Origin of the sequence: Salinicola salarius (assembly GCF_002179555.1) — a bacterium.
Classification (GTDB): domain Bacteria; phylum Pseudomonadota; class Gammaproteobacteria; order Pseudomonadales; family Halomonadaceae; genus Salinicola; species Salinicola salarius_A.
In genome coordinates, this window is the sequence record NZ_NHOU01000018.1 from 1 (window position 1) to 25,266 (window position 25,266).

The window sequence follows — 25,266 nt, forward strand, 5'->3', positions numbered from 1 at the left end:
ATCAGGCAGCGTGACCTGAATAGTTACAAAAAATCATGGCACGAGGAAATTCACGATGAGCACAATGAAGGCTGCAGTGGTGACCGAGTTCAAGCAACCGCTGGAGATCCGCGAGGTGCCGATCCCCGAGGTCGGGCCGGGGCAGGTGCGCATGCGCGTTCAGGCATCGGGGGTATGCCACACCGATCTGCACGCCGCCGAGGGGGATTGGCCGGTCAAGCCCAACCCACCGTTCATCCCCGGTCACGAGGGCGTCGGTTACGTCGAGGCCGTCGGTGCCGGAGTCAAGCATCTCAAGGAGGGCGATCGCATCGGCGTGCCCTGGCTGTACAGCGCCTGCGGTCACTGCGAACATTGTCTGAGCGGCTGGGAGACGTTGTGCGAAACGCAACAGAATACCGGCTATAGCGTCGATGGCGGTTACGCCGATTACGTGCTGGCCGACGCCAACTATGTCGGCCATCTGCCCGCCAACGCCGATTTCATCGAGATCGCACCGATCCTGTGCGCCGGCGTGACCGTCTACAAGGGACTGAAGATGAGCGAGGTCAAGTCCGGGCAGTGGGTGGCGATCTCAGGTATCGGCGGTCTGGGGCACGTGGCGGTACAATACGCGCGGGCGATGGGCATGCACGTGGCGGCGGTCGATGTCGCCGACGACAAGCTGCGTCTCGCCGAGCGACTGGGGGCCGAGTTGACCATCAACGCGCGTGAGCGGGATCCCGCCGCGTTGATCAAGAAGGAAATCGGCGGGGCACACGGTGCGCTGGTCACGGCGGTGTCGGAGAAGGCCTTCTCCCAGGCGTTGGGCATGGTGCGCCGTGGCGGTACCATCGCCCTGAACGGTCTGCCGCCGGGCGAATTCTCGCTGTCGATCTTCGACATGGTACTCAACGGCACCACCGTGCGCGGCTCGATCGTCGGTACCCGGCAGGATCTGCAGGAAGCCCTCGATTTCGCCGGCGAGGGGCAGGTCAGGGCCACTGTCACCGCCGACAAGCTGGAGAACGTCAACGAGATCTTCCAACGCATGCACAAGGGCCAGATCGAGGGGCGAGTAGTGCTCGATATGCAGTAGTGACCTGGTAGTAAGGGAACCCGCAGGGGCGAACGCTGTCGTAAACGTTCGCCTTTGTCCTGTCATGAACCCTGCGGTGCGCTGCGAGTGACGGTGGCGTGTGCTTGCGACATTTTGACGTGAATGAAAATATTTTCCAGGAAGGCTTGCGCCACTGCATGCGAATCATTTACATTTGTCCTATCCACACGCGGAGGGGACCATGTTCGTTTGCCTGTGTAAGAATGTCACCGATCGTCAGCTGCGCGAAGCCGTCAGCCAGGGCGCGCGGTCCTGGAAGGAAGTGCAGGAAATGACCGGCTGTTCGAGCCAATGCGGCAAGTGTGCCTGTGTCGGCAAGACGATCGTCAAGGACGCGCTCGCCCAGGAATGGCAACGCTACGATCTCGCCTACGCCGTGTGACGCTCGGCGTTCTACGCTCTCCCTGCACGCTCTGTGCCGATTACCGCGCGTTGCCGCGGCTCCTTTCTCCTCAAAGCGAAATTTTACCCGCGTTGCTGTCTACTACGCTGCTGAGACGTGGTAGGGTTTTTTGCGTCTATGCAAAACATGGGAGATAACCATGAAAGCCGATCCGAAGGTCATCGAGCATCTCAACAAGCTGCTCGGCAATGAGCTGGTCGCCATCAACCAATACTTCCTGCATGCGCGCATGTACAAGGACTGGGGGCTTCACGGCCTAGCCAAGTGGGAGTACGACGAGTCCATCGACGAGATGCACCACGCCGACAAGTACATTCAACGCATCCTGTTCCTGGAAGGCATTCCCAACCTGCAGGACCTGGGCAAGCTGCACATCGGTGAGAACACCCAGGAAATGCTCGAAAGCGATCTGAAGATCGAGCACGAAGGGCGCAACGACCTGATCGAGGCGATTCGTTATTTCGAATCCGTGCACGACTACGTCAGCCGCGACCTGGCCAAGGAAATCCTCGCCGACGAGGAAGAGCACATCGACACCATCGAGACCGAGCTCGGTTTGATCGACAAGGTCGGCCTGCAGAACTACCTGCAGAAGAAGATGGACGAGAACGAGGAAGACTGAACGCTCCTCCGCCGTCTTCGTGCTTCATGACGTTGCGCCCGCCCTCGGCAACCGGGGGCGGGCGCAGGTGTTTTCGGCTCAGCCGAGATCGTTGATCAGCAGCGCCTCGACGGCGGCGATGCGCGCTTCGAGCTGGGCGTCGCTGGCGGCCAGCACGGTGACGTGGCCGATCTTGCGGCCGGGGCGGGGCGCCTTGCCGTAGTCGTGCCAGCGGGTGCCGGGCAGGGCGAGCACGGCGTCGCGATCCGGGAAGGCGCCGATCACGTTGAGCATCGCACACGGCGCCAGGCGTGCGGTCTCGCCCAGCGGCAGCCCGGCGATCGCGCGCACGTGATTTTCGAACTGGCTGGTCACCGCGCCTTCGATGCTCCAGTGGCCGGAATTGTGAACCCGCGGGGCGATCTCGTTGGCGAGCAGCCCCGCCGCGGTGACGAAGAACTCGAACGCCATCACGCCGACATAGTCGAGCTCGTTCATCACCCGGCTGGCGTAGTCTTCCGCCTGTGCCTGCAGCGGATGCGATACCTGCGGCACCGAGCAGTGCAGGATGCCCTGGCGATGCGCGTTGCGCACCACCGGCCAGTGGCGGATCTCGCCGTCACGGCCGCGCACGGCGATCACCGAGATCTCGTGGTCGAAATCGATGAAGCCTTCGAGGATCAGGGGCACGCCGCCCAGCTCGTCGAACGTCCCGGCGACATCTTCCGGCGCGCGCAGCACCTTCTGGCCCTTGCCGTCATAGCCCATGGTGCGGGTCTTGATCACCACCGGCAGGCCGATCTCGTCCACCGCGGTGTCGATATCGGCCTGGCTGTCGATCCGGGCGATCGGCGGCACGGCGATATCCAGCGAGCGGAACAGCGACTTCTCGAGCCAGCGGTCCCGCGCCGTGGCCAGCGCTCGAGCCGGCGGAAAGGCGGGGCGTTGCTCGGCCAGACGCTCGACGGCTTCGGCCGGGACGTTCTCGAATTCGAAGGTGATCGCGTCGCAGGTCGCGGTCAGCGTGTTCAGCGCCTGGGCATCCTCCCAGTCGGCCTGCAGGTGCTCGCCGTGAACCGCCGCGCACGGCTCGCTACCCGGATCGAGAAAGGTAAACCGCAGATCAAGCGGCGCGCCCGCCTGGGCAAGCATGCGCCCCAGCTGGCCGCCACCGACGATTCCGATACGCATAGTCACTCCTGGTCTTCGGGTCGAGGATCGGGATTGTCGAGCACCTGCTGCGTCTGCTCGGCGCGGAAGGCTTCCAGCGCCTCGCGGATGCGCTCGTCGTGGTTGGCCAGCATGGCGGCGGCGAGCAGGGCGGCGTTGATCGCGCCGGCACGGCCGATCGCCAGCGTCGCGGTAGGAATGCCGGCCGGCATCTGCACGATGGAAAGCAGCGAGTCGACCCCGGAAAGGGTGCTCGACTTCACCGGCACGCCGAGCACCGGCAGCCGCGTCTTGGCGGCGCACATGCCCGGCAGATGGGCCGCGCCGCCGGCACCGGCGATGATCACTTCCAGGCCCCGGTCGGCGGCGGTTTCGGCGTACTCGAACAGCAGATCCGGCGTGCGGTGGGCGGAGACCACTCGGGTTTCATGCTCGATACCCAGCTTTTCCAGGGTCTCGACCGTATGGCAGAGAGTCGACCAGTCCGACTTCGAGCCCATGATCACGCCGACGCGTACGCTCATGCTTCCTCCCGTGGGAAATGGTTCGCCGGTCCTTTATAGGGGGTTATCGGACCGTCGTTTGGAAAGCAGCGAATTGTACGGGAATCCGGAGAATCGATCAGCCGTTAATCTTTTAGCCGACATTGACTGCAGATCTTTTCCGCGCGAACCGCCATCCGCCGGCAGCGTTCAGCGGAACGCCTTTTCCAGGGCAAACCGGGCCACCGGCTCATCGCTGACGCTGACCTGCTCGCAGAACATGGCGAGCGGGCGCACCCACAGGCCGTAGTCGCCGTAGAGCGCCCGATAGACCACCAGCCACTCCTCGGTTTCGCTGTGCTGGGCCACGTCCAGCACCTCGTAGAGCTGACCCTTGTAGTGGCGATAGATGCCCGGCACGGGCTTGTGCTGTTCACTCATGAGGAAGTCTCCCGGGTAGCGGCCGCTGTCGTTGATGTTGTCGGCGTTGGCGTTGGCGTTGACGTCGTTGAGGTCGTCGTCGCTGTGTTCGATGCCTTTGACGTCGTTGCCGAGGTGGCGGCCGATGTCGGTGCGTCGTCTGCCGCGCGTCTGGCTTTATCGGCGAGCCGGGTCAGCACACGGCCGGCCGCGACGAAACCGAAGGTGCCGGTGACCACGCTCACCGCACCGAAACCGGCAGCGCAGTCGAGCCGCGTGGCCTGGCCCGGTGCCGGCTTCTGCAGGCAGACCTCGCCATCGTCGCCGGGGTAGACCAGTTGCTCGTCGGAGTAGACGCACTCGACGCCGAAGCGGCGTTTGGGATTGCGCGAGAAGCCGTGATCCCGGCGCAGCTTCGAGCGCACCTTGGCCAGCAGCGGATCGTGCTCGGTGCGGCTGAGATCGGCCACGCGCACGCGGGTCGGGTCGCTCTGGCCGCCGGCGCCGCCGGTTACCGTGATTGGCAGCTTACGCCGGTTGCAGTAGTGGATCAGCGCCGCCTTGGCGCCGACATGGTCGATGGCATCGATCACGTGATCGGCATCGGCCGGAATCCGCTCGGCCAGATTGGTCGGCGTGATGAAGGCCGCATCGGCGTGAATCTCGATACCCGGCCAGATGGCGCGGCAGCGCTCCGCCAACACCTCGACCTTGGGTCTGCCGATCTGGCCGTCCAGCGCGTGAAGCTGACGGTTGACGTTGGAAACGCAGACATCGTCCAAGTCGATCAGGGTCAGCTTGCCGATACCGGAGCGCGCCAGCGCCTCGGCGCTCCAGCTGCCGACGCCGCCCACGCCGATCACCACGACGTGCGCGCGGCGGAACGCGTTGGCTGCGCGGGTGCCGTAGAGACGCCGGATGCCGCCAAAGCGGAAATCGTAGTCGTCGGTGTTGCGGTTATCGTTGCTCATGGGATCTCGATCATAAAAGGGCGTCGATCGGTTCGGCCCTGGCCGCGCCCGTAGCGGGCGTCATCCAGTGGGCGTCATTCCGCGTCAGATGCGCCTGCCAGCCGAACCGGGCCAGCAAGGCGGAAAAGTGGTCGTCGGGCGCGGCTTCCAGTCTTAGCTGGTGGCCCTCGAACGGGTGGCGAAACTCCAGCGCCACCGCCGACAGCAACAGGTGCGGGCAGTCCAGATGATCGCGAAAGTAGCGATTGTGGATACCCTTGCCGTGCTTGGCATCACCGATGATCGGGTGGCCGCAGCGTGCCAGATGGCGCCGGATCTGATGGCGCCGGCCCGTCTCCGGCCGTGCTTCCATCAGCGAATAGCGCGACTGCGGATAGCGATCGATCGCCACCGGAATCTCCGCCGTCGCCAGCCGCCGGAAGTGGGTCAGCGCCGGGTGCGCGGGCATCTCCGCTTTGGGCCGGATGCCATCTTCCTCGCGCAGGGGCGCATCGACGCTGATCGTCTCCGGGCCCCAGCCGCGAACCACGGCCAGATAGCGCTTGCTCACCCGGTGCCCGGTGAACGCCCGCGTCAGCGCGGCGGCGGCTTCGCTGTCCAGCGCGAACAGCAGCACGCCGCCGGTGGGGCGATCCAGACGATGCACTGGAAAGACATGCTGGCCGATCTGGTCGCGTAGCGTCTGCATCACGAACCGGGTTTCCCCGCGGGCCAGCGCCGTGCGATGCACCAGCATGCCGGGCGGCTTGGCGACGGCGATCAGGCGCGCATCGCGGTAGATCACCGGCAGCGGCCCAAGGCGCTCGGTTGGGGTAAGCGGCACGGTCATGGCACTGGCCTGGGTAAACGAACAGGGCGCTATTGTCGGGGCTGGCGAAGGTGATCTCAAGGGGCTGACCGAGTGCCCGGATGTCCGACGCATGCTAGCCTCGGAAACAGTGAAGCAGCGAACATCAGGAAGCCTGTCGCCATGAGTGATACCCGTTCCCCGCATCTGGTCGTGCTGACCGGCGCCGGCATCAGCGCCGAAAGCGGCCTCAAGACCTTTCGCGATGGCGATGGCCTGTGGGAAAACCACCGCCTCGAGGATGTCGCCACCCCGGAAGCCTGGGCGCGCGACCCTGAAACCGTGCTGCGCTTCTACGACGAGCGCCGCGAGCAGACCCGCCGGGCACGACCGAACGCCGCGCATCTGGCGCTGGCCGAACTCGAGGATGCCGGGTTCCGGGTCAGCGTGGTCACCCAGAACATCGATGACCTGCACGAACGCGCCGGCTCCCGCCACGTGCTGCATCTGCATGGCGAGATCCTGCTGGCGCGCTCCTCGGTCGATGCCAACCTGCGCTACCCGTTGAGCGACCCCGCGACCCGGGGCCGGATCGCGCTGGGCGATCTGTGCGACAAGGGCAGTCAGCTGCGCCCGGACGTGGTCTGGTTCGGCGAAGCCGTGCCGCGCTATGCCGAGGCGTGCGATATCGTCGCCGGGGCCGATGCGCTGCTGGTCGTCGGCACTTCGCTGGCAGTGATGCCCGCCGCGCTGCTGCTGGAGCAGGCGCCGTTCGATGCGCCGTGCTGGCTGGTCGATCCCCACGCCCGTGATCTGGCGCCGCCGGGCGTCAGCCCCGTCGCCGAGCCGGCTAGCCGTGGCGTACCCAGGCTGGTCGCCGAATGGCAAGCGCGGGGCGGCTTCGCGGACTGAACGACCGAACAGCCTTCCCGGCTTGAGTCTGATCAGACGGTCATAGACGGCGATTATTCGGCCTTTGACCTATTTTGCCGCCCGCCGCAGTGCGGCAGAATAGCGTCCCCGGTTTGCCGGGTACCAACTCGTAACATTCCAGAGCCACTCGAGTGGCCGGGCTCGCCAGGTTCCGTGCGTAAGCAAAGCGTTCGCGCAGAACCAACCCTGGGCCTTGAACCGCTAGGACACATATCATGTTTGAACGTATCAACCGGCTATTCCCGGTCTGGGCCGTCTTGCTGGCCGTCATCGCCGCCTTCCAGCCCCAGCTCTTCGTCGACTTCAAGAGCGACATCCAAACGCTGCTCGTCGTCATCATGTTCGCCATGGGGCTGACGCTGACCCGCGAGGACTTCGCGCGTGTGGTCAAGGCGCCCAAGCCGGTTGCCGTCGGCGTGGTGCTGCAGTTTCTGATCATGCCGCTGGCGGCGCTGCTGGTCTCCCGCGTGCTCGGCCTCAGCCCGGAACTGACCACCGGGATGATCCTGGTCGGCGCCACGGCGGGCGGCACCTCTTCCAACGTCATGACCTGGCTTGCCGGCGGCCACGTCGCGCTGTCGGTATCGATGACCATGGTTTCCACCGTGATCTCGGTCGTCGCCACGCCGTTCATCACCTGGCTGCTGGTCGGCCAGAGCATCGACGTGCCGGTTCTCGGCATGCTGATGAGCATCGCGCAACTGGTCATCGCGCCGATCGCGCTGGGTGTCATCGTCCATCACCTGCTGGGCGCGCGCATCCACAAGATCGAACCGGCACTGGCGACGCTCGCCATGGCCGCCATCGTGCTGATCATCGCCATCGTGGTCGCGCTCAACGCCGGCAACCTGGCAACGCTGGGGCCGATCGTGGCGATCGCTGTCATCGCCCACAACGGCATCGGCCTCGCCGCCGGCTACTGGCTGAGCCGAGCGCTGGGCTTCGATATTCGCACCGCACGCACCATCGCGTTCGAGGTCGGCCTGCAGAATTCCGGCCTGGCGGTCACGCTCGCTAACCAGTTCTTCACCGCCGGTGCCGCGCTGCCGGGTGCGCTGTTCTCGGTCTGGCACAACGTCTCCGGCTCCCTGCTGGCGGGTTACTGGAAACAGCGCGGCATTCCCGCCCGCGGCGCCACATCGGAAACGAGCGAAAGCATCAGCCGCTGAAGCCGCTGAGATTGATACAGATATTGTCTCAATTCCGGGGCTAGGAAAGCGGGGCGGAGTGCTAGAATGCGCGCGCCCCGCTTTTTCGTAGGCCGGAGATAGCCGATCCATGCGTGATGATGCCGAACTGACGACCAGATCCTGGTCGCCGAGCGAGACCGAATTCCCGAATGATGCCCGGCGCGATATGGCTGGCGGAGACGAGAACCCGCCGCGCCGCGAATTCAAGGCGCGGGGCAGCTTCGTCGAACGCTGCGACGGCTGCCGCCTGCCGGTGCTCAACTGCCTCTGCCCGTTCCGCGTGACCGCGACCAGCGCTGCCCATGTGTGGCTGCTGACCCACCCCTACGAGCACAACAAGCCCACCAACACCGGGCGCCTGATCGCCGACGTGCTGCCGCAGACTCAGACCTTCACCTGGTATCGCACCGCGCCGGAGGCACGGCTGCTCGAGCTGCTGGCGGACCGGCGCTACGTGCCGTACGTGGTCTTCCCCGACGACCAGCCGGACTACCAGCATCGCGTGGTCGACGAGCGTGCCGTGGTCGTCGCCAAGCAGGATGGCTTCATTCCCGTCTTCATTCTGATCGATGGCACCTGGCGTCAGGCGCGGCGGATCTTTCGCAAGAGCCCGTACCTGGAAAACCTGCCGGTGCTGCCGCTCCACACGGATCGACTGACACGCTACCGGCTGCGCAAGCCGGCCTCCGCCTCGCATCTCTGCACCGCCGAGGTCGCGGCCGAGCTGCTGCGCAATACCGGCGACGTTTCCGCCGCCAACGTGCTCGACGACTACTTCGACGCTTTCAACGAGAGCTACGCCGCGAGCCGCTTCTATCACAAGATCGAGAAGCCCAACGCCGCCATGCAGCGCCTGCTCGAACGTCGCGCCTTCGGTGCCGCTTTCTCCTGAAGCCGGATACCGTTCCCATCTCCTGATACGCCTCGCCATCGACGGGGCGTTCCATCGCATTCTCTTGCCTCGAGATCACACGAGCGATCGGTCGGTTAATAAAATGTTATGATATAACGTATTGTGTTTGTCGCCGATCAGTTCTTGGACACGAAAAAAGAGAGAGCCAAATTCATGAAATTATTGTCAGCGCGTAGCGCGGGTGTGGTGTTCGTCGGTTTGTTGACGATGGGGAGCTATTCGGCCGCCATGGCGGCTGGTCACGAACACGATCATGAGCATGACGATCACGATCACGAACATGTCCATGGTCATGATCATGACGAGGATATCCAGGCCGGTTACTTCGACGACGATTAGGTTTTGTCTGAAAAGTCGTCGAGCGAAGGTCAGACAAGGCAAAAATCGGCGAAAAGACGGAGTTTACGCGGTGTAAATGAGTACTTTGAGCCGATTTTTAACGCCGTATGGCCGAGCGCAGGCAGTTTTCAGACAAAGCCTAGGTCGAGGATCGTCAGCTTTCCGATTGGGAGGGGGACTGGCAATCCGTCTACCCCTATCTGCAGGACGGCACCCTCGACGCCGTATTCGCCCACAAGGCCGAACACGGCGACAAGACCGCAGAGGAATACAAGACCTACTACGAAGAGGGCTATCGAACCGGCGTGAACCGCATCGTGATCGACGGCAACCAGGTCACGTTCCACGAAGGTAACGAAGCGCACGCCGGCGAATACGCTTACGACGGCTACGAGATACTCACCTACGACGCCGGCAACCGTGGCGTCCGCTATATCTTCGAGCGCAAGGGCGGAGATGAAGACGCCCCGCAGTACTTTCAATTCAGCGACCACGCCATTTCGCCCACCGATGCGGATCACTACCATATCTACATGGGTGATGACCGCGACGCGCTGCTTGAAGAAGTCGTCAACTGGCCGACCTACTACCCCTCCGATCTGAGCGGCGAAGAGGTTGCCGAGGAGATGATGGCGCACTGATACGCCATGACAGACCTTCGATGCACTCGCATCGAAGGTCTGTGTAATGTTATCGTCTGCGCCGTGCGCCCGAGTGGCTCAACTGGATAGAGCAACGGCCTTCGAAGCCGTGGGTTGCAGGTTCGAGTCCTGCCTCGGGCGCCAGTCCCTCGCTCCCGCGTTGACGACTTTTCTCGCGAGCTGCTGATATGCAGCGGTATTCGAGACACTCTCTTCCCCGCCGTTCCTCGTTGTTCCTGATCTATCCGGATGCCCGTGGCATAGCGTCTGGCATATCGCCTGTTCGAATTCGGTCGCTATACCTGCATATCGCCAACTGCTCGATACCTGACTCTCCTCCTGCTTTGCCCAGCGGCCCGCGTTATCGGGCGGCCGGGGAAATTGCCAGACCGTCAATGCCGTCGCACACTCTCACACGATCCCTTCTCGAGTCTGGTGGCCGTGTGAATGTCGAGACGATTGTCATCATCGCCTGTGCCTATTTCGTGGCGGCCTTCGTCAAAGGGGCTACGGGCCTCGGGTTCTCGACATCCGCGCTGCCCATCCTCGCGCTTGGCCTGGGCCTGAAATCCGCCATGCCGCTGGTCATCATTCCCTCGCTGGTCAGCAATGCCATCGTCATGAGGCAGGCGGGACACTTCGGCGAGACGATCCGGCGCTTCTGGCCCATGTTCCTCGCCACGATTCCCGGCTTGCTGCTGGGCCTCGCCGTGCTGGACCTTATCGACAGCCTGATTGCCGGGGCGGTACTGGGCGTGGTCCTGATCGGCTACGGGGCTTTCACGCTGTTTCGCCCCGGGCGGCCAATGCCGGATGCCCTGGGCCGGAAACTCGCGCCGGTTTCGGGCTTTCTCACGGGGCTGGTCAACGGCATGACCGGATCCCAAGTGATGCCGGTGCTGCCGTTCCTGCTCGCGCTCCGGCTCGATCCCAAGCGTTTCATCCAGGCGATCAACATCTCCTTCAGCCTGTCGAGCGTCATCATGGCGGTGGGCCTGGCGAAGCTTGGCCTCATGACGGTCGAGTCGATCTGGATCTCGCTGCTGGGGCTGATACCTGTCTATGCCGGCACCAGGATCGGCGGCATCGTGCGCCAGCGAATGGACGCCGCCACGTTCCGCCGAGTGGTCCTGGTGATGCTGATCGTCTTCGGTGTGGTGCTGGTCAGCAAGACCGCCCTGGCCTAGCGCTTGGCTCTAGAGGGGGCGGCATCGACTCGATAGCCCCCGACGGCCATAGGTTCCCCATCTGCGCACAGGCAAACGCCTATCCCATTCCCGCTACGCTCGACGCTATCGATCAAGCCGCCGTAGGGCGGGAAGCGCTCAAGCATGGCCATCCGTAAGCCGATAGGGGAAGAAAGGTTCCCGAGTCGACCCGAGGAAGCCGGAATGTTCGTAAGCGCTCCACCAACCCCATCTTCTTGAGCTGATCGGCATCGATCACACTGGTGTCCTCTAACCCCTGGAGGACGCCATGAACGAACTGACCCCGACGCAGGCCTTTTGGCTGGGCCATCTCTTCCATGCCTCGTCTCGGCAACTGGCGCTGAGCGATTATGCCCAGGACCAGGCCCTGGCGCTATCGGCCCTCCTGGCCTGGGAGAAACGCTTGGTGGTGCAGGGGGTGCCAGTGCCACCGCGTCGTCGGCCGCTGCGCTTCGTCGCCGTGGAGATAACACGATGATTCGACCGGATACGGGGCTGCGGGTCTATCTCTGCCGTGAGCCGGTCGATATGCGCAAGCAGATCGATGGGCTGGCCCTGCTGGTGCAGGAGGCCATGGAACTCAACCCCTTCGAGGAGGCGGTGTTCGTGTTCGGCAACCGCCAGCGCGATAAGGTGAAGATCCTGTTCTGGGAGCGTAACGGCTTCGTGGTCTGGTACAAGCGCCTGGAACGGGAGCGCTTCAAGTGGCCCGACCGTCTGGAAGGCGACACGGTTTCCCTGTCGGGGCAGGCGCTGAATTGGCTCCTGGATGGCTATGACCTCGGCGCCATGCAACCTCATAAGGCCTTGGATTTTCAGTCAGTTGGGTGATGTTTTTTGCTGCCTTTCGCGGCGCTGCTTGGTAAAATACCGGCATGACTTCGCCGGCCTCTATCCCCTCCGCTACCATCTCCCAGCTGCAGCGCCAAGTGCGTGCTCAGCAGGAGGAGATTGCGCATCTTCATCAGTTGATGGAGAAGAAAGAGGCCGAGTGGGAGGCCACCAAGGCGGCGCTGTTCGAGCAGTTCCGGCTGGCCATCGAGCGTCAGTTCGGCCCCTCCACCGAAAAGTACCGCGTCGAGCAGGGCGATCTGCTTATCAACGAGGCCGAAGTGGCGGTGGATGAGGAGAGCGCCGAGGAAGAGGTTGACGCGACCCCCGACGAGGCGGCTGCCGAGCCGCGTCAGCCGGCCAAGCGCCGCCCCCGAGGTGGGCGTGTCGCCTTGCCGCCTGAGTTGCCGCGCGTCGAGGTCGTCCATGAACTGCCTGACGAGGCGCGTCACTGTGGCCACGACGGCACCGAGCTCAAGGAGATCGGTAAAGAAGTCAGCGAAGAGCTGCATGTGGTGCCGGCGCGGATCGAGGTGATCCGCCATGTGCGCCTCAAGTACGCCTGCCCCGCCTGCGAAGAAGGCGTGCTGATCGCCCCGGCGCCGGCCAAGCTGTTGCCCAAGAGCAATGCCAGCGCCACGCTGCTCGCCTATGTGGCCACCGCCAAGCACCAGGACGCCTTGCCGCTCTATCGGCAGAGCCAGATCTTTGCCCGCCACGGCGCCGAGATTCCGCGCAACACCCTGGCCCGCTGGATGGTGCAGGTCGGTGAGCGGCTATTGCCGCTGGTCGACGCCCTGCGACAGCACCTGTTGCAGGCCCCGCTGATCCATATGGACGAGACCACGCTGCAGGTCAATACCGAGCCTGATCGCAAGGCGAGCGCCACCTCCTACATGTGGCTGCAACGCGGCGGCCCACCGGGCCAGCAGGTGGTGCTGTTCGATTACGACGCCAGCCGCGCTGGCCGGGTGCCCGTACGCCTGCTGGGTGACTATGCCGGTCGCCTGGTCACCGACGGCTACGAGGGCTATGCCGAGGTGGTACGTCGCAACGGCATCACTCACGCCGGCTGCTGGGCCCATGCGCGCCGCAAGTTCGTCGAGGCCCAGAAGGTGCAGCCCAAGGGCAAGACCGGCAAGGCCGACTGGGCGCTCAACCAGATCCGCAAGCTCTACGCCGTGGAGACCCAGGCCAAGGGACTCGATCCCGAGGCGCGCCTGGCGCTGCGCGAACAGAAGAGCCGTCCGTTGATCACCCAACTGCGGACCTGGCTCGATAAATCCGTCCAACAAGTGCTGCCGAAGAGCACGCTAGGCAAGGCGCTGCACTACCTGGACGGTCAGTGGCAACGCCTGACGCGCTTTCTCGATGATGGGGTGATCCCGCTGGACAACAATGCAGCGGAAAATGCTATTCGCCCTTTTGTCATCGGTCGGAAAAACTGGCTGTTCAGCCAAACACCGAGCGGTGCGCACGCCAGCGCGGCGATCTACAGCTTGATCGAAACCGCCAAGGCCAACGGCCTCTCACCCTACGACTACCTGCAGTTCGTGTTCGAGACCCTGCCGACACTGGGCGAAGAAGAGGATCTCACCTCCCTGCTGCCCTGGCACTGGAAAGACACGTTACCGGTCTGAACCAGGCCCGAACAGATGGGGTTGGTGGAGCGCTTACGAATGTTCCAAGAACGTCACAGGTTAGGCGGTTGTGGCCACTCCAGGGCGCTGGAGGCCCCCGACTCGCCCTTCACCGCCGGCGCGCTGTCGACACCCCGCCTGCGCGCTAAATGGGTCGGTTTTGATGCAGCGTTGCAGACGGCGGCAAGCCGCGCAGTTGCTGGGGCTGTGGGGCGATTTGAGGCCCTGAAAAATCATGCGAAATGTTGCGTTTTGCAGCGTGCGCGATGAAAGGTGGGGAGCGATGAATAGAGAAATGAAACGGAATGTGGCAGATTGATACAAAGAGTATTCCTAGTGGGTCCTGAGGAAGTTTGCCGGTTCCAAATAGGGGAGGCATGCAGGCAAGGCGGAAAGAGCGTTCGATCTGATACTGGTTAGACCTACTTAACAAAAAGAGGAAAGCGATATGGCCAGATGCACGGCTCCATCAAGAGGGCATCGCTCAGCAAGCGCCGCAGCCAACTGCCCTGCATGCGGTGGACGCTCCGGATACTACGGTGGGTCTCGTGGGTACAGCTCGTACACTTCCACTCCCTCGTCTTACATTTCATCTCGGGGAAACGGCGGCGGCCAAGGTGGAGGCAGATCTGGGCGCAGCACAAAGCCACGATGGTCGGGACCCGGTTCATCGGTATGGTACACACCTGAAGAAGTGCGAGCGCTTACGCCGGTCCGCGACAACGTAGAGAGCTTGGCCAAGCGGCCGGAGCTTCGGGACGTCTTCCTTTGCCACGCATGGGACGACCGGCAAGGGGCAGCCAAAGAGCTATACGATCTATTAGAGGCACGTGGAGTCTCGGTCTGGTTTAGTGAAAAGGATGTTGGTCTCGGCGTGCCCTTGCTGCGCGCAATCGATAAAGGGCTAGCGAACTCCCGAGTAGGGATAGTGCTGGTTACCCCGGCTCTATTACGCCGCCTTCCATCAGAGGGCATCGCTGACAAGGAATTATCGTCACTTCTCGCGCGTGAGCGGCTGATTCCAATAGTGCACGATACAACGTATGAAGCTCTCCGCGAGGTCAGCCCCTTGCTTGGCTCGCGCAGTGGGCTGAGCACAGGAGAAGAGCCAATGGCAGAGGTCGCAGCCAAGCTTGCCGAGTTGGTTGTATTGTAAATATGCTTAATGAATGAGTTTATATTATGAATATCTGCCCCTGATGAATATGTGTTGATTCTGGAGTGGGTCGGCTTAAATACTTAGCAGTTCTCTAAGCTGCTGGGCACTAAGTCGAGGGCTGTTGTTGTTTATTCGCGGCGGTTGCAACGTCCGAAACGAACGCAGTTTTTCATCGGAGGATGCGACAAGTTGGGCGAAGACTGAGTATTGATTATTACGTAATAAATTCTATCAGGTTGGCTTGTAAAACTTTTTCGCATAATTGAGCTGGGTCGGGGAATATGGGGACGATTGAGAGCATTAAAGGTGACCTTGAAAAAATCCCGGCTGAAGAAAGGGATGTAAAAAAGCAATTTTCGCGTTCCGGCAATTTAAGAGGTAAGCGATCAGGTGGTAGTGTAAAAAGAGCATACTGGATAAGTGGCCAGGGTGGAGGGCTTGATAGTGATGATGTGGTGTATCTAAGCACCCTTTCGCTTATTGTTCCGAAAAATATAAATGACATATCGCCGTTAAGTATAACGATCGTAGATGTTGAAGGTAAGTCGAAGACCTTTGCTTCCGATGATATGTCAGTGAGTGATGTGACATTTTCGCGGCTTTCGGGTTTTATGGCGCCACCAACGTCTGTGTTTTCCAGGGTTAGAATTTCTCCAAATACTCTAGTTAAAAGAGTGTTGATTAAAACTCTTGGTAAGCGCGCTGGTGCTAAAGTTAGAATTCCCGTGCTTGAGTTTCAAATGCGAGGTTTTTCCCTATCTAGAATAAAAGAAATAGAGTCGAATTTTAATTACGTGAAAAGCAAGTTGGGCGAGATTGATGAGGTCGTTGACTCTGAGACTTCCAAAGTGCAGAAAGCGAAGTCCGAATACTCGGCTATAGAAGCTGGTAAAGCGGAGTTGGTGGAAGAAAGCACAGAAATAGAAAAAAACTTACTAGACCTGAAAAATAAGGAAGAAAAGTTAAGCGAAAGTGTGAAGCAGCTTGAAGTAAGCTTGGCGGAAATCGAAGCTGCATCTGAAGTCTTGAGAAAAGAGAATACTGAAAGTAAGAACAATAAGCAAAGGCTCGTCCAGGAAAGCGAAGGTCTGAATAAAGATATTTCTGATAAACGTCGTGAGCTACGCGCTCTAGAGTCTGATCGAAATATTCTTTCGGATGACTATAAGGATTATGTGAAAGAAGGTCGTGGGCAGGCGAGGCTTTACTCAGCGTTTATTCTGCTTGCTCTCGTTTCGGTATTTGCTTGTTCATACTTTTTGGTCAGTAATGCTCTTGAATATATTAGCGATTCGCCTGAAGGGCTCGCGCAAACCGTTTCAATGATAATGCAGCGCTCGCCGTTTGTCTTGGGTGTTTTAGCTATTGCCGGCGCAATGGCGGGGTTTGCAAAATATTTGTTTGACACCGTCGTCGTAATTAATGAAAAAAGGCTCGATTTAACTAAGCTTTTGATTTTGGCCAAAGAAGTTTCTTTTTCCGCGAACAAGGACTCTGTGGTGGATGATGAGGTCGTTTATCGTGAGCGCGTGAGATTAAAGCTGGAAATGTTAAAATCTCACTTGATTAAGGATATAGGTGAAGAAGCGCTGGAAAATAGAATCGATGAAATAAAAGGTGAAATATCTAATAAGAAATTTGAAAAAACACAAATTTCAAGTGATGATGTGGACGTCAATAGCGCTGGCTAAGATCGGCGTTTCAATGGTTAAGGGCAGTATATGATATGTGTGGTATATTTTCCGTGATCCATTGCTATCGCCATACCTCCGTCGACGACAAAGCCGCCAATTAGGTTATGCGCGCTAAGCTACTGATTCAAACTATCGGCACTCGCTCGTGCTGAGCGCTAAGCACCGTATCATTTGGACTCAATTACCATAGGGCCGACTTCTCAAAAGATTACATTGCCAATCTCATGAGGGATTAGTCCGAGCCGCTGGAAGAACACGCTCATGTGTTCAGAAACTGATCGCTAATCTAGGATCTTTTCAATAGGGGTTGCTGGGAACACGAGCCCGCCATTTCTATGCGAAGGCTATTGGCTTCAGCTCCCAAAATTGCATCGGCTATCTTTGATACAAGCTTATGTCGTGAATACACTGGTAGTATATCGATTGGTATAATAACAAGTTCGGTTTATGGCAAAGTCTTGGTTTTTTAGACGGTTAGTGGATTTTTCTAGTCCTGCCTCGGGCGACGGTCCGGCCACGCTACTACTATGTGTGCCGCCGAACGAATGACTATCTATCTCCGATAACCGCCTAACAAGGAAACGACATGGAGTGGGATTTCCTGCTGGTGTTCCTGCCAGCCTGCTTCGCGCTGAACATGGCATTCGGCCCCAACAATCTGCTGGCGACGACGAATGCGGCTCGTGTCGGGCCGCTGAAGGCCATCATCGCCTCGTCCGGCCGGATCGCGGCGTTCACTCCCATGATCGCCATAGCGGGCGTCGGGCTGGGCACGTTGCTGACGACTTCCATGTGGTTTTTCATCGTCGTGAAGTGGGCGGGGGCGCTGTACCTGGCATGGCTCGGGCTCAAGCTGCTGATGAGCAAGCCGCAGTCGGCGATCATCGAGGGCGGGCAGCCCCAGTCGATGCGTTCGCTGATCCGCCAGGAGTTTCTGGTGGCGGCCGGCAATCCCAAGGCGATCCTGATTTTCACGGCGTTCCTGCCGCAGTTCGTGGTGCCCGAACACTACGCCTTGAGCTTCACCATTACGGGTGCGCTGTTTCTGGTCATGGAGGTGGTGGCGATCGCGATCTATGCCGTGCTGGGCAGCAAGATCGGCCGCTATCTGCGCAATGGCAAGGCGATGCAGTGGTTCAACCGTGTCAGTGGTGCGTTGATGGTCGTCTTCAGCATCGGCCTGCTGGCGATGAAGCGGCCAACTGGCTGAGATCGCCTCCTGCGGCCTTCCCGATGCCTGGCCGTGGCGGGTGAACGGCGCTCGTAGGGCGCTTGTCGTCCAGCGTCGCGCCCCGGCTCCGGGCCTGGCGAGAGGCCGCGACCACATATTTTTGGTTTTCGATGAACATAGCTGTTGACTAACACCTGGCGAGGGCGCAGACTGGCCGCCAGTTGGTTAGCAAGTCGCATATTGTCAGTTGCACTCGAATCATTCGGTAGCCTGGTTATATCCCCTTGTTTTACCCACTATCTCGGGTAGCACCCGGCAATCGTAATTACGCGCTAAGCGCATAAGGAATTCGGAACATGGCAACTGGCACAGTTAAGTGGTTCAACGACACTAAAGGCTTTGGCTTCATTTCTCCGGCAGACGGTGGCGACGACCTGTTCGCACACTTCTCCGAGATCCAGGCTGACGGCTTCAAATCTCTGCAGGACGGTCAGGAAGTTTCTTTCGACGTCACTCAGGGCAAGAAAGGTCTTCAGGCTGCTAACATCAAGCCGCTCTAAGACTTCCGGTAGATCCTTCGCCCTAGGGCGATAGAGCTTCCAGCACCAAGGCCCGCTAACGCGGGCCTTGGTGTTTTCGTGTGCGTGAAATGTGGCATACAAATGAAGCGAGCCAGCCGATCACTCGGCTGGCTCGTTGCCGTTGGGTGAGTGCTCGGCTCAGCTCTGGCGGCGCGTTGCGATGCTGCCGAACCGGCGCTTGAACTGCGCGGCGCGACCTTCGGTGCCGACTTCGCGCTGCTTGCCGGTATAGAACGGGTGCGAGGCCGAGGAGATATCGAGCTGGACGAGAGGGTAGGTGTTGCCATCTTCCCATTCGATGGTTTCCGTCGAGCTCATGGTCGAGCCAATCTTGAAGTAGTGGTTGACGCTGGTGTCGTGGAAGATGACCTGACGATAGTCAGGATGGATGCCTGCTTTCATGAGATTCTCCTGTTGATCGATTCAGTAATGTTATTACATAACATATGATGGGGCAAATGGGTTCGTCATCAGCAGCCATGGCTGGGCACGCTTGTGCGAAAAGCAACGCGATCCGCTATCATCGCGTCTCTTCCAGCAGCCAGATAGCTACCGTTCATGCACAACCTCTACATCCCCGTCATCGCGATTCTGGCGGCTTTTGCCATTATCTTCGGCGGACAGGCCATCTCGGACAGTCGCGTCGATGACGAGATCAAATCCTTGATTTCAAAGCAACTTGGCGTCGACAGCGAAATCGAGTTACAGGCGATGAAAGAGGTTCAGAAGGGGTATGGCATGTGCGGCCAGTACCGGATCGCCGACCAAGGGCAGCGGTTCGTGCCTTTCTACTATAGCAAGGTCAACGAGCGTGTGACGCTGGACGCCGATGCCGAGCGGTATCGACGTCACTGCGGTAGCTGAGGAAGGATATTCAAATCTGTTGAAAGCGGTCGATGCGTTCGCGAATCGCGCTCTCGGGGCCGATGAGATTCTGGAGATCGGTTTCGGTCAAGCCGATGTTCTGATGGCCTCGAGCAATCGAGGTGTAGTTTTCCCCTTCGCGGATGGCTTCCTCGACCAGTAGCGACAGTTCCTTGCGATCATGTAGCGAGGCCGGATCGTAGCTCTGGCGCGCACGCTGGAACTGGTTGGCCTGTTCTCTACGACAGCGCTGCAGCAGACTTTCGGTGATGAACGGCGTGCTTTTCATGGACCGTACCCCCTCGGCGGCGAAGTTCCTCTAGAGATTAGAGCCCTTTCGAAGAACGCTACCATTGTCATTTGGGTGTAGAAGCGGTGCCGTCTCGGGGGGTGGCGAAGGTAGCACCATGGCTCTTCCCGGCGGTGGAAGCGCGGGGGCGGGCGGGGCGATTTTAGCAATAACGAATTTGCGGTCCTCGACCAAGGTCGGTAGGGTTTCGCCCTTCATGCCTAACGAACCGATCTGAATATGACCTCCGATAACAACATGCCGACGCCGCGTGGCCGGTTTGGCGATCCCGTGGTTCTGGTGCTGACCATTGGTTTCATCGTCGCCTTCGTGCTGCTTTCAGCCATTTCGCCGGGTGCCGTGACCGATGCCATTGGCGCGGGTTTCACCTGGACAGCGGGAACCTTCGGCAGTTTTTTCCAGTGGCTGTTGCTGTTGACGTTCTTCATCGCCATCGGCGTGGCGCTCTCGCCGGCCGGTCGTGCGCGGGTCGGCGGTACCGATCGCCCCGAGATGAGCACGTTCAAGTGGATCTCGATCATTCTATGTACGCTGCTGGCCGGCGGCGGCGTGTTCTTCGCGGCGGGCGAGCCGGTCTACCACTTCGTGGTCACGCCGCCTGCCTTCGATAGCGAACCCAACTCCGCAGCTGCCGTGCCACATGCCCTGGCACAGTCGTTCATGCACTGGGGTTTCCTGGCCTGGGCCGTACTCGGCACGCTGCCGGCCATCGTGCTGGCGCACCAGCACTATCATCGCGGCCTGCCGTTGCAGCCGCGCACGCTGCTGGCGCCGGTGCTTGGCGAGCGTCGTGTTCGCGGCGTGCTGGGCAGCGTTGTCGATGCGGTCTGCGTCATCGCGCTGGTGGCGGGAACGGTCGGGCCGATCGGCTTTCTCGCCACTCAGGTCAGCTTCGGCTTTCACGAGCTCTTCGGGATGGCGGACGGCTACGGCACCCAGCTGATCATCATGGCCGTGCTGGGCGCCGTCTACGTGACCTCGGCCGTCACGGGCATCGATCGCGGCATCCAGATCCTCAGCCGCTTCAACGTGATGCTGGCGATGGCTATCGCTGCGGTCATCCTGCTCTTCGGGCCGACCCTGTTCCTCGTCGATGCCTGGTTCCAGGGATTCGGCTCCTATCTGGGTTCGTTCTTCGAGATGGCCTCGATGACCGCCCAGACCGCGCCGGGCTGGTGGATGAAATGGTGGACGGTGTTCTTCTTTGCCTGGTTCATCGGCTATGCGCCGCTGATGGCGATCTTCGTGGCACGGATCTCCAAGGGCCGCACCATTCGCGAGATGATCGTCGCGGTGGCGATCCTCGCGCCGCTGGCGACCACGGTGTGGTTCACGCTGCTCGGTGGTTCGGGCATCTTCTATCAGCTTCAGGGCCTCATTGATCTCAGCGAGCCGCTGCAGAACTTCCGTTTCGACGTTGCTACGCTGACGGTGGCCCAGGCGCTGCCGGGTGGGGTGTTCATGGCGCTGGCGATCCTGCTGCTGACCACGATCTTCGTGGCGACCACGGGCGATTCGATGAGCTATGCCATTTCCGTGGTGTGCGCGGGGCACGATGAGCCCAAGCCGGCATTGCGCGCCTTCTGGGGCGTGGCGATGGCGTTGATGGCGGCGATCCTGTTGAAGATGGGCGCCGGCCAGATCAGCGTGCTCCAGCAGTTCATCGTCATCTCGGCGATTCCCGTCTCCCTGGTGCTGCTGCCGACCCTGTGGCACGGGCCGAAATCCGCCTACGCGATGGCGCGGGAGCAAGGGCTGCTGGGTGATACGGTGAGTGCCGTTCGGGACTGACCGCGACCTCGTTCGATCGATGCGACGCCCCCGGCAATCCGCTTGCCGGGGGCGTTTCTCGTTGGCGTGAAAGCGTCTTCGCCGCCGACTATCGATCGATTCGATTTGCCGCCGCACTCGCGTATCTGTAGTGTGGCGCGCTTCATGCCTAAAGAATCCTCCCTTTGATATGACCTCCGACACCAACGTGCCATCGACGCAGGGTGGCCGTTTTGGCGATCCCGTCGTACTTGTTCTGACCATCGGTTTCATTCTGATCTTTCTGTCGGCATCGGCGATCGCCCCCGATGCCGTCGCCCAGGTGATCGACGTCGCCTTTAGCTGGTCCGCCAGAACCTTCGGCAGTCTCATTCAGCTTCTGATGCTATTGATGTTTTTCATCGCCATCGGTGTGGCGGTCTCTCCGGCCGGGCGGGCGCGGATCGGTTCCCAGGACCGGCCCGACATGAGCACCTTCCGGTGGGTGTCGATCATCCTGTGCACGCTGCTGGCGGGCGGCGGCGTGTTCTTTGCCGCGGGCGAGCCGATCTATCATTTCGTGGTCACGCCGCCGGCGTTCGATTCCCAGCCCGGCACCGCCGATGCCGTGCCCGATGCGCTGGCGCAGGCGTTCTTCCACTGGGGCTTCACCGGCTGGGCGATTCTCGGCACGTTGCCGGTGGCGATCCTGTCGCATCAGCACTACCAGCGTGGCATGCCGCTGCAGCCGAGAACCCTGCTGGCGCCGATGCTGGGTGACCGGCTGGCGCGCGGCTTCCTGGGTGGCGTGGTCGATGCGATCTGCGCCATCGCCGTTACCGCCGGCACGGTGGGGCCGCTGGGCTTTCTGGCGACCCAGGTCAGCTTTGGCCTGCACGATCTGTTCGGTTTTCCGGGTGGCTACGAGGTTCAACTGGCCATCCTGGCCGGGCTGGGGGCGATCTACGTGACCTCGGCGGTGACCGGGATCGATCGCGGTATTCAGTTCCTGAGCCGCATGAACGTGATTCTGGCCATGGTGATCGGTACGGCCATCCTGCTGTTCGGCCCGACGCAGTTCCTGGTCGACAGCTGGTTCCAGGGCTTCGGCACCTATCTCGGCAGTTTCTTCGAGATGTCGGCGATGACCACGGTGACGGCATCGCCGGACTGGATGAAGTGGTGGACGGTGTTCTTCTTCGCCTGGTTCGTCGGCTTCGCGCCGCCCATGGCGATCTTCGTCACGCGGATTTCCCGAGGCCGCACGATCCGCGAGATGATCATCGCCACCGCCGTGCTGGCGCCGATCGTCACCACGGTCTGGTTCACCCTGCTGGGCGGCTCGGGCATCTTCTACGAGCTCCAGGGCGCGATCGATCTCAGCCAGCCGCTGCAAAACTTCCAGTTCGACGTGGCGACCCTGACGGTGGCCCAGGCGCTGCCGGGCGGCACGTGGATGGCGCTGGCGATCCTGGTGCTGACGACGATCTTCGTCGCCACGACCGGGGATTCGATGAGCTACGCCGTCTCCGTGGTGTGTGCCGGTAACGATGATCCGGGCTCCGCGCTGCGGGCGTTCTGGGGCATTGTCTTCGCGCTGATGGCGGCGATCCTGCTGGGTATGGGGGAAGGGCAGGTCAGCGTGCTGCAGCAGTTCGTAGTGATTCCTGCCGTGCCGGTCGCGCTGGTGCTGATACCGACTCTGTGGCACGGGCCAAAGGCGGCCTACGCGATGGCGAGAGCGCAGGGCGTGCTGGACGATTCAAGAAGCGCGCCGGCGCCGCACTGACGCTTTTTCCAATGCCGGAAAGACGACGCCCCCGACGGAGAGATCCGTCGGGGGCGTTGCTGTCTGGTCGGCCGCCATTGGCGCGGCGGCCGGCCTTGGACGGTCATGCGGTTCAGACAGTGACCGTCTCTGCGGTCGATGACGTTTCGGTCAGGCGGCGCTGGCTGCCGTTGATCGGAATCTGGCGCGGGCGCTGCTCTTCGGGCACGACGCGGAGCAGATCGACGATCAGCAGGCCGTTCTCGAGCCGGGCGCCCTGGACCTCGATATTCTCGTCGAGCCGGAACGACAGCTTGAAGGCGCGCTGGGCGATGCCCTGATGCAGATACTGCACCTTGTCGTCCTCCTGGCGCTCGCCCTTGCCGGCGGTGATCGTCAGCACGCGCTTCTCGACGTTGACGTCGAGCTCCTGCTCGGCGAAGCCCGCCGTGGCCACGGCGATACGGTAGTCGTTCTCGCCATGTTTCTCGACGTTGTACGGCGGGTAGCTGGGCACGTCGTTCTGCATCGCGGACTCGAACAGATCATTGAGACGGTCGAAGCCCACGGAGCGACGGAACAGCGGAGAGAGTGACAGTGTGTTCATGGTACTAACCTCCTGATTGACAGCGAAGTCCGGAAATACGTCATCGATGCGTGCGCCTTGCGCGGTATCCCGCTCGGCGATGTATGGCGATATTTCCGTGGTCTACGCAGACCCGCTTGGCGGCATCTGCCGTCGAGGGGAGTGGCGCATCGACGATGCCGTCCTGAGTTGCCCGCTCGACATTATGTTAAATAGGGCCGTCGAATCCGTTTTCAAGCGGTCGATGCAAAAATTCGTGAAAGCGAATCCGCCAAAAAACCGATAAGGCCCGAAACCGGCGTGGTTGCCGGTCTCGAGCGCTATATGGAGATGCCGGAGCGGGTTTCAAGTGTCCGCTGTCGGCGGGAGATCGACTCGATCTAGCCGAACAGCTGCCCGGCGATGCGCAGCCCGGCGACCCAGGTCGCGATGGCGGAGCCGAGGCTCGAGAGCAGGAAGACCAGCAGCGTGCGGGCGACCCGGTTGCGCCACCAGCCGCGCCAGTGGCTGACGTCGCTGCGTAGCCGCGAGAAGTCTCCGACGGTGGGGCGGCGCAGGTAGAGCTCGACCCCGGCGGTCACGAAGCCGACGCCGATCGTCGGGTTGAGCGAGGTCAGCGGCGCGCCGACGAAGGCCGCGGCGATCGTCAGCGGGTGGCCCAGCGCGATCAGCGCGCCCAGGGCGGAGAAGCTGCCGTTGATCAGCACCCATTCGCCCACCAGTGACCAGCCGAGGGAGGTGTCGCGGCTGAAGCCGATGGCGAAGCCGGTCAGCACCAGCGCGACGATCACCCAGGGAATCGCTTTCCACCAGCGCGAACGGGGCGCGGTCGACTCCAGGTTGGCACGTTCCTGGATCACGGCATCCAGCGCTGGCGGCTGGCGATTCAGGGTCTCGAGGTGATCCTTCATGCCCTTGAGGTGGCCGGCGCCGATCACCACCAGCACGCGCTTCGATTCGCCGTCGGGCAGTTCCTCGATCAGCTTGAGCGCCATGTAGCGGTCGCGCTCGGTAATCAAGGGTTCGTAGAGCGTCTGGGACTGTTCGGCGAACTCGGCGAAGGTGGATTCGAGCACGTCGCCCTGCTTGAGTTTCTCGATCTCCTCGCTGGAGACCTTCTGCCGCGACAGCACGCTGCCCAGCAGTCCGGAGATCAGGCTGAAGCGCTTGTACCAGGGCACGTTCTGGTAGATGCGCTTGAGGGTGACGCCGATCTCGCGGTCGATCAGGTAGAGCGGCAGCCCCGCTCGCTGGGTCTCCTTGACCGCCGTGCGCATTTCCGCGCCGGGTTCGATCCCGGACTGTTCGGCCACGCGCTGCTGGAAGGCGCCCAGCGCGAGGCTGGCGGCGACCATGCCCGCCTTGCCCTGCTTGAGCACCTGGAACAGATCGAGCTTGGCCATGGCGTTGGGCTGGACCAGGCTCTGGTAGCGGGAGGTGCAGAGTTCGATCGCGACGGCGTCGAATTCGCCGGAGCGAATCAGTTCGCGAACCTCGTCGGCGCTGGCCTGGGAAACGTGGGCGGTGCCCAGAAGCGTCAGGTGGTGATCGGCGAGTTCGGCGGTCTCGCGAGGTCCGGCGGCGGTGTCAGACATCTAGGGGCGTTCCAAGACTGAAAGGACTGAAGGATAGTCGCCCCATATTGCACGTCACGCCGCCAATTCCAAGCCGTTGACACGGAAAACTCCAAGCCGTTGACACGGAAGACCCATCGTGGACACGGAAAACGGCTCGGTGATGGCGGCGCTGATCCCGG

28 protein-coding genes and 1 tRNA gene are annotated in these 25,266 nt (G+C 61.3%); 20 read left to right on the forward strand and 9 right to left on the reverse strand.

The genetic code is table 11. The features are described from left to right. Positions 1–64: 64 nt before the first annotated feature. The 3 genes from adhP (at position 65) to bfr (ending at position 2,124) form a co-directional block, all read left to right on the forward strand. Positions 65–1,078, forward strand: a complete 1,014-nt coding sequence (gene adhP / locus CCD76_RS13290; RefSeq protein ID WP_087719946.1) for an alcohol dehydrogenase AdhP — start codon at positions 65–67, stop codon at positions 1,076–1,078. 202 nt (positions 1,079–1,280) lie between these two features. After that, entirely contained in the window at positions 1,281–1,481 is a 201-nt protein-coding gene (locus CCD76_RS13295) for a (2Fe-2S)-binding protein (protein ID WP_087719947.1), read from the forward strand. A 160-nt stretch (positions 1,482–1,641) separates the two neighbouring features. After that, positions 1,642–2,124, forward strand: coding sequence for a bacterioferritin (gene bfr, locus CCD76_RS13300; protein ID WP_087719948.1), 483 nt, complete (start codon positions 1,642–1,644; stop codon positions 2,122–2,124). A gap of 78 nt (positions 2,125–2,202) precedes the next feature. Here the strand turns inward: bfr and CCD76_RS13305 are convergent, their stop codons facing one another. The 5 genes from CCD76_RS13305 to CCD76_RS13325 all read right to left on the reverse strand — a co-directional run bounded on the left by CCD76_RS13305 (position 2,203) and on the right by CCD76_RS13325 (position 5,975). Further along, positions 2,203–3,294, reverse strand: coding sequence for a 5-(carboxyamino)imidazole ribonucleotide synthase (locus CCD76_RS13305; protein ID WP_087719949.1), 1,092 nt, complete (start codon positions 3,292–3,294; stop codon positions 2,203–2,205). 2 nt (positions 3,295–3,296) lie between these two features. Continuing rightward, positions 3,297–3,797 (reverse strand): 5-(carboxyamino)imidazole ribonucleotide mutase, encoded by a 501-nt coding sequence (gene purE / locus CCD76_RS13310; RefSeq protein WP_087719950.1) that lies wholly within the window; start codon positions 3,795–3,797, stop codon positions 3,297–3,299. A 168-nt stretch (positions 3,798–3,965) separates the two neighbouring features. Continuing rightward, on the reverse strand, positions 3,966–4,196 hold the full coding sequence (locus CCD76_RS13315) for a DUF1653 domain-containing protein (protein ID WP_071229954.1): 231 nt from the start codon (positions 4,194–4,196) through the stop codon (positions 3,966–3,968). Beyond that, positions 4,193–5,146 (reverse strand): tRNA cyclic N6-threonylcarbamoyladenosine(37) synthase TcdA, encoded by a 954-nt coding sequence (tcdA, locus tag CCD76_RS13320; RefSeq protein WP_087719951.1) that lies wholly within the window; start codon positions 5,144–5,146, stop codon positions 4,193–4,195. Before tcdA ends, CCD76_RS13315 begins: the two co-directional genes overlap by 4 nt. Before the next feature lie 10 nt (positions 5,147–5,156). Further along, positions 5,157–5,975 (reverse strand): pseudouridine synthase, encoded by an 819-nt coding sequence (locus CCD76_RS13325; protein ID WP_087719952.1) that lies wholly within the window; start codon positions 5,973–5,975, stop codon positions 5,157–5,159. Positions 5,976–6,116: 141 nt separating this feature from the next. Between CCD76_RS13325 and CCD76_RS13330 the strand changes: the two genes are divergently transcribed. The 14 genes from CCD76_RS13330 to CCD76_RS13390 all read left to right on the forward strand — a co-directional run bounded on the left by CCD76_RS13330 (position 6,117) and on the right by CCD76_RS13390 (position 18,212). After that, positions 6,117–6,845 carry an SIR2 family NAD-dependent protein deacylase gene (locus CCD76_RS13330; RefSeq protein WP_087719953.1) on the forward strand — a complete coding sequence of 243 codons (729 nt, stop codon included), beginning with the start codon at positions 6,117–6,119 and terminating at the stop codon, positions 6,843–6,845. Between the two features lie 236 nt (positions 6,846–7,081). Next, complete coding sequence (locus CCD76_RS13335; RefSeq protein WP_087719954.1) at positions 7,082–8,035, forward strand: bile acid:sodium symporter family protein; 954 nt, start codon at positions 7,082–7,084, stop codon at positions 8,033–8,035. Between the two features lie 187 nt (positions 8,036–8,222). Continuing rightward, complete coding sequence (locus CCD76_RS13340) at positions 8,223–8,948, forward strand: tRNA-uridine aminocarboxypropyltransferase (RefSeq protein WP_256961311.1); 726 nt, start codon at positions 8,223–8,225, stop codon at positions 8,946–8,948. A gap of 174 nt (positions 8,949–9,122) precedes the next feature. Then, positions 9,123–9,308: a hypothetical protein gene (locus tag CCD76_RS19795; protein WP_143543291.1), complete on the forward strand. Its 186-nt coding sequence runs from the start codon at positions 9,123–9,125 to the stop codon at positions 9,306–9,308. Positions 9,309–9,508: 200 nt separating this feature from the next. Continuing rightward, positions 9,509–9,949: a ZinT family metal-binding protein gene (locus tag CCD76_RS13345; protein WP_373419425.1), complete on the forward strand. Its 441-nt coding sequence runs from the start codon at positions 9,509–9,511 to the stop codon at positions 9,947–9,949. A gap of 67 nt (positions 9,950–10,016) precedes the next feature. Next, a tRNA-Arg gene (locus CCD76_RS13350) sits at positions 10,017–10,093 on the forward strand. Positions 10,094–10,392: 299 nt separating this feature from the next. Further along, complete coding sequence (locus CCD76_RS13355; protein WP_087719956.1) at positions 10,393–11,136, forward strand: sulfite exporter TauE/SafE family protein; 744 nt, start codon at positions 10,393–10,395, stop codon at positions 11,134–11,136. 289 nt (positions 11,137–11,425) lie between these two features. Next, positions 11,426–11,635: a hypothetical protein gene (locus tag CCD76_RS13360; RefSeq protein ID WP_087719957.1), complete on the forward strand. Its 210-nt coding sequence runs from the start codon at positions 11,426–11,428 to the stop codon at positions 11,633–11,635. Continuing rightward, on the forward strand, positions 11,632–11,988 hold the full coding sequence (gene tnpB / locus CCD76_RS13365) for an IS66 family insertion sequence element accessory protein TnpB (protein ID WP_087719958.1): 357 nt from the start codon (positions 11,632–11,634) through the stop codon (positions 11,986–11,988). The genes CCD76_RS13360 and tnpB overlap by 4 nt, the downstream gene beginning before the upstream one ends. 44 nt (positions 11,989–12,032) lie before the next feature. Continuing rightward, on the forward strand, positions 12,033–13,628 hold the full coding sequence (gene tnpC / locus CCD76_RS13370) for an IS66 family transposase (protein WP_087719959.1): 1,596 nt from the start codon (positions 12,033–12,035) through the stop codon (positions 13,626–13,628). 448 nt (positions 13,629–14,076) lie between these two features. After that, entirely contained in the window at positions 14,077–14,784 is a 708-nt protein-coding gene (locus CCD76_RS20660; protein WP_087719960.1) for a toll/interleukin-1 receptor domain-containing protein, read from the forward strand. 284 nt (positions 14,785–15,068) lie between these two features. Beyond that, a complete protein-coding gene (locus CCD76_RS13380) occupies positions 15,069–16,478 on the forward strand; it encodes a hypothetical protein (RefSeq protein WP_143543292.1) in 1,410 nt (469 codons plus the stop codon). Between the two features lie 589 nt (positions 16,479–17,067). Next, complete coding sequence (locus tag CCD76_RS13385) at positions 17,068–17,691, forward strand: LysE family translocator (RefSeq protein WP_087719962.1); 624 nt, start codon at positions 17,068–17,070, stop codon at positions 17,689–17,691. 317 nt (positions 17,692–18,008) lie between these two features. Further along, on the forward strand, positions 18,009–18,212 hold the full coding sequence (locus CCD76_RS13390; RefSeq protein ID WP_071229947.1) for a cold-shock protein: 204 nt from the start codon (positions 18,009–18,011) through the stop codon (positions 18,210–18,212). Positions 18,213–18,371: 159 nt separating this feature from the next. Here CCD76_RS13390 and CCD76_RS13395 read toward each other — a convergent pair whose 3' ends face one another. Then, positions 18,372–18,635 (reverse strand): type B 50S ribosomal protein L31, encoded by a 264-nt coding sequence (locus CCD76_RS13395; protein ID WP_087719963.1) that lies wholly within the window; start codon positions 18,633–18,635, stop codon positions 18,372–18,374. A 156-nt stretch (positions 18,636–18,791) separates the two neighbouring features. On the opposite strand from CCD76_RS13395, the gene CCD76_RS13400 reads away from it, so the two are divergent. Further along, positions 18,792–19,097 (forward strand): hypothetical protein, encoded by a 306-nt coding sequence (locus CCD76_RS13400; RefSeq protein WP_087719964.1) that lies wholly within the window; start codon positions 18,792–18,794, stop codon positions 19,095–19,097. A 10-nt stretch (positions 19,098–19,107) separates the two neighbouring features. Here the strand turns inward: CCD76_RS13400 and CCD76_RS13405 are convergent, their stop codons facing one another. Beyond that, the gene (locus CCD76_RS13405) at positions 19,108–19,386 is read right to left on the reverse strand and encodes a hypothetical protein (RefSeq protein WP_087719965.1); all 279 of its coding nucleotides are present in this window, start codon (positions 19,384–19,386) and stop codon (positions 19,108–19,110) included. Positions 19,387–19,626: 240 nt separating this feature from the next. Between CCD76_RS13405 and CCD76_RS13410 the strand changes: the two genes are divergently transcribed. Beyond that, the gene (locus tag CCD76_RS13410; RefSeq protein ID WP_087719966.1) at positions 19,627–21,198 is read left to right on the forward strand and encodes a BCCT family transporter; all 1,572 of its coding nucleotides are present in this window, start codon (positions 19,627–19,629) and stop codon (positions 21,196–21,198) included. 169 nt (positions 21,199–21,367) lie between these two features. Further along, positions 21,368–22,945, forward strand: coding sequence for a BCCT family transporter (locus CCD76_RS13415; RefSeq protein ID WP_087719967.1), 1,578 nt, complete (start codon positions 21,368–21,370; stop codon positions 22,943–22,945). Between the two features lie 112 nt (positions 22,946–23,057). Here the strand turns inward: CCD76_RS13415 and CCD76_RS13420 are convergent, their stop codons facing one another. Both CCD76_RS13420 and CCD76_RS13430 read right to left on the reverse strand, forming a co-directional pair. Continuing rightward, positions 23,058–23,531 carry an Hsp20 family protein gene (locus CCD76_RS13420; RefSeq protein ID WP_087719968.1) on the reverse strand — a complete coding sequence of 158 codons (474 nt, stop codon included), beginning with the start codon at positions 23,529–23,531 and terminating at the stop codon, positions 23,058–23,060. Between the two features lie 359 nt (positions 23,532–23,890). Beyond that, positions 23,891–25,105, reverse strand: coding sequence for a TraB/GumN family protein (locus tag CCD76_RS13430; protein ID WP_087719970.1), 1,215 nt, complete (start codon positions 25,103–25,105; stop codon positions 23,891–23,893). Positions 25,106–25,266 lie beyond the last annotated feature (161 nt).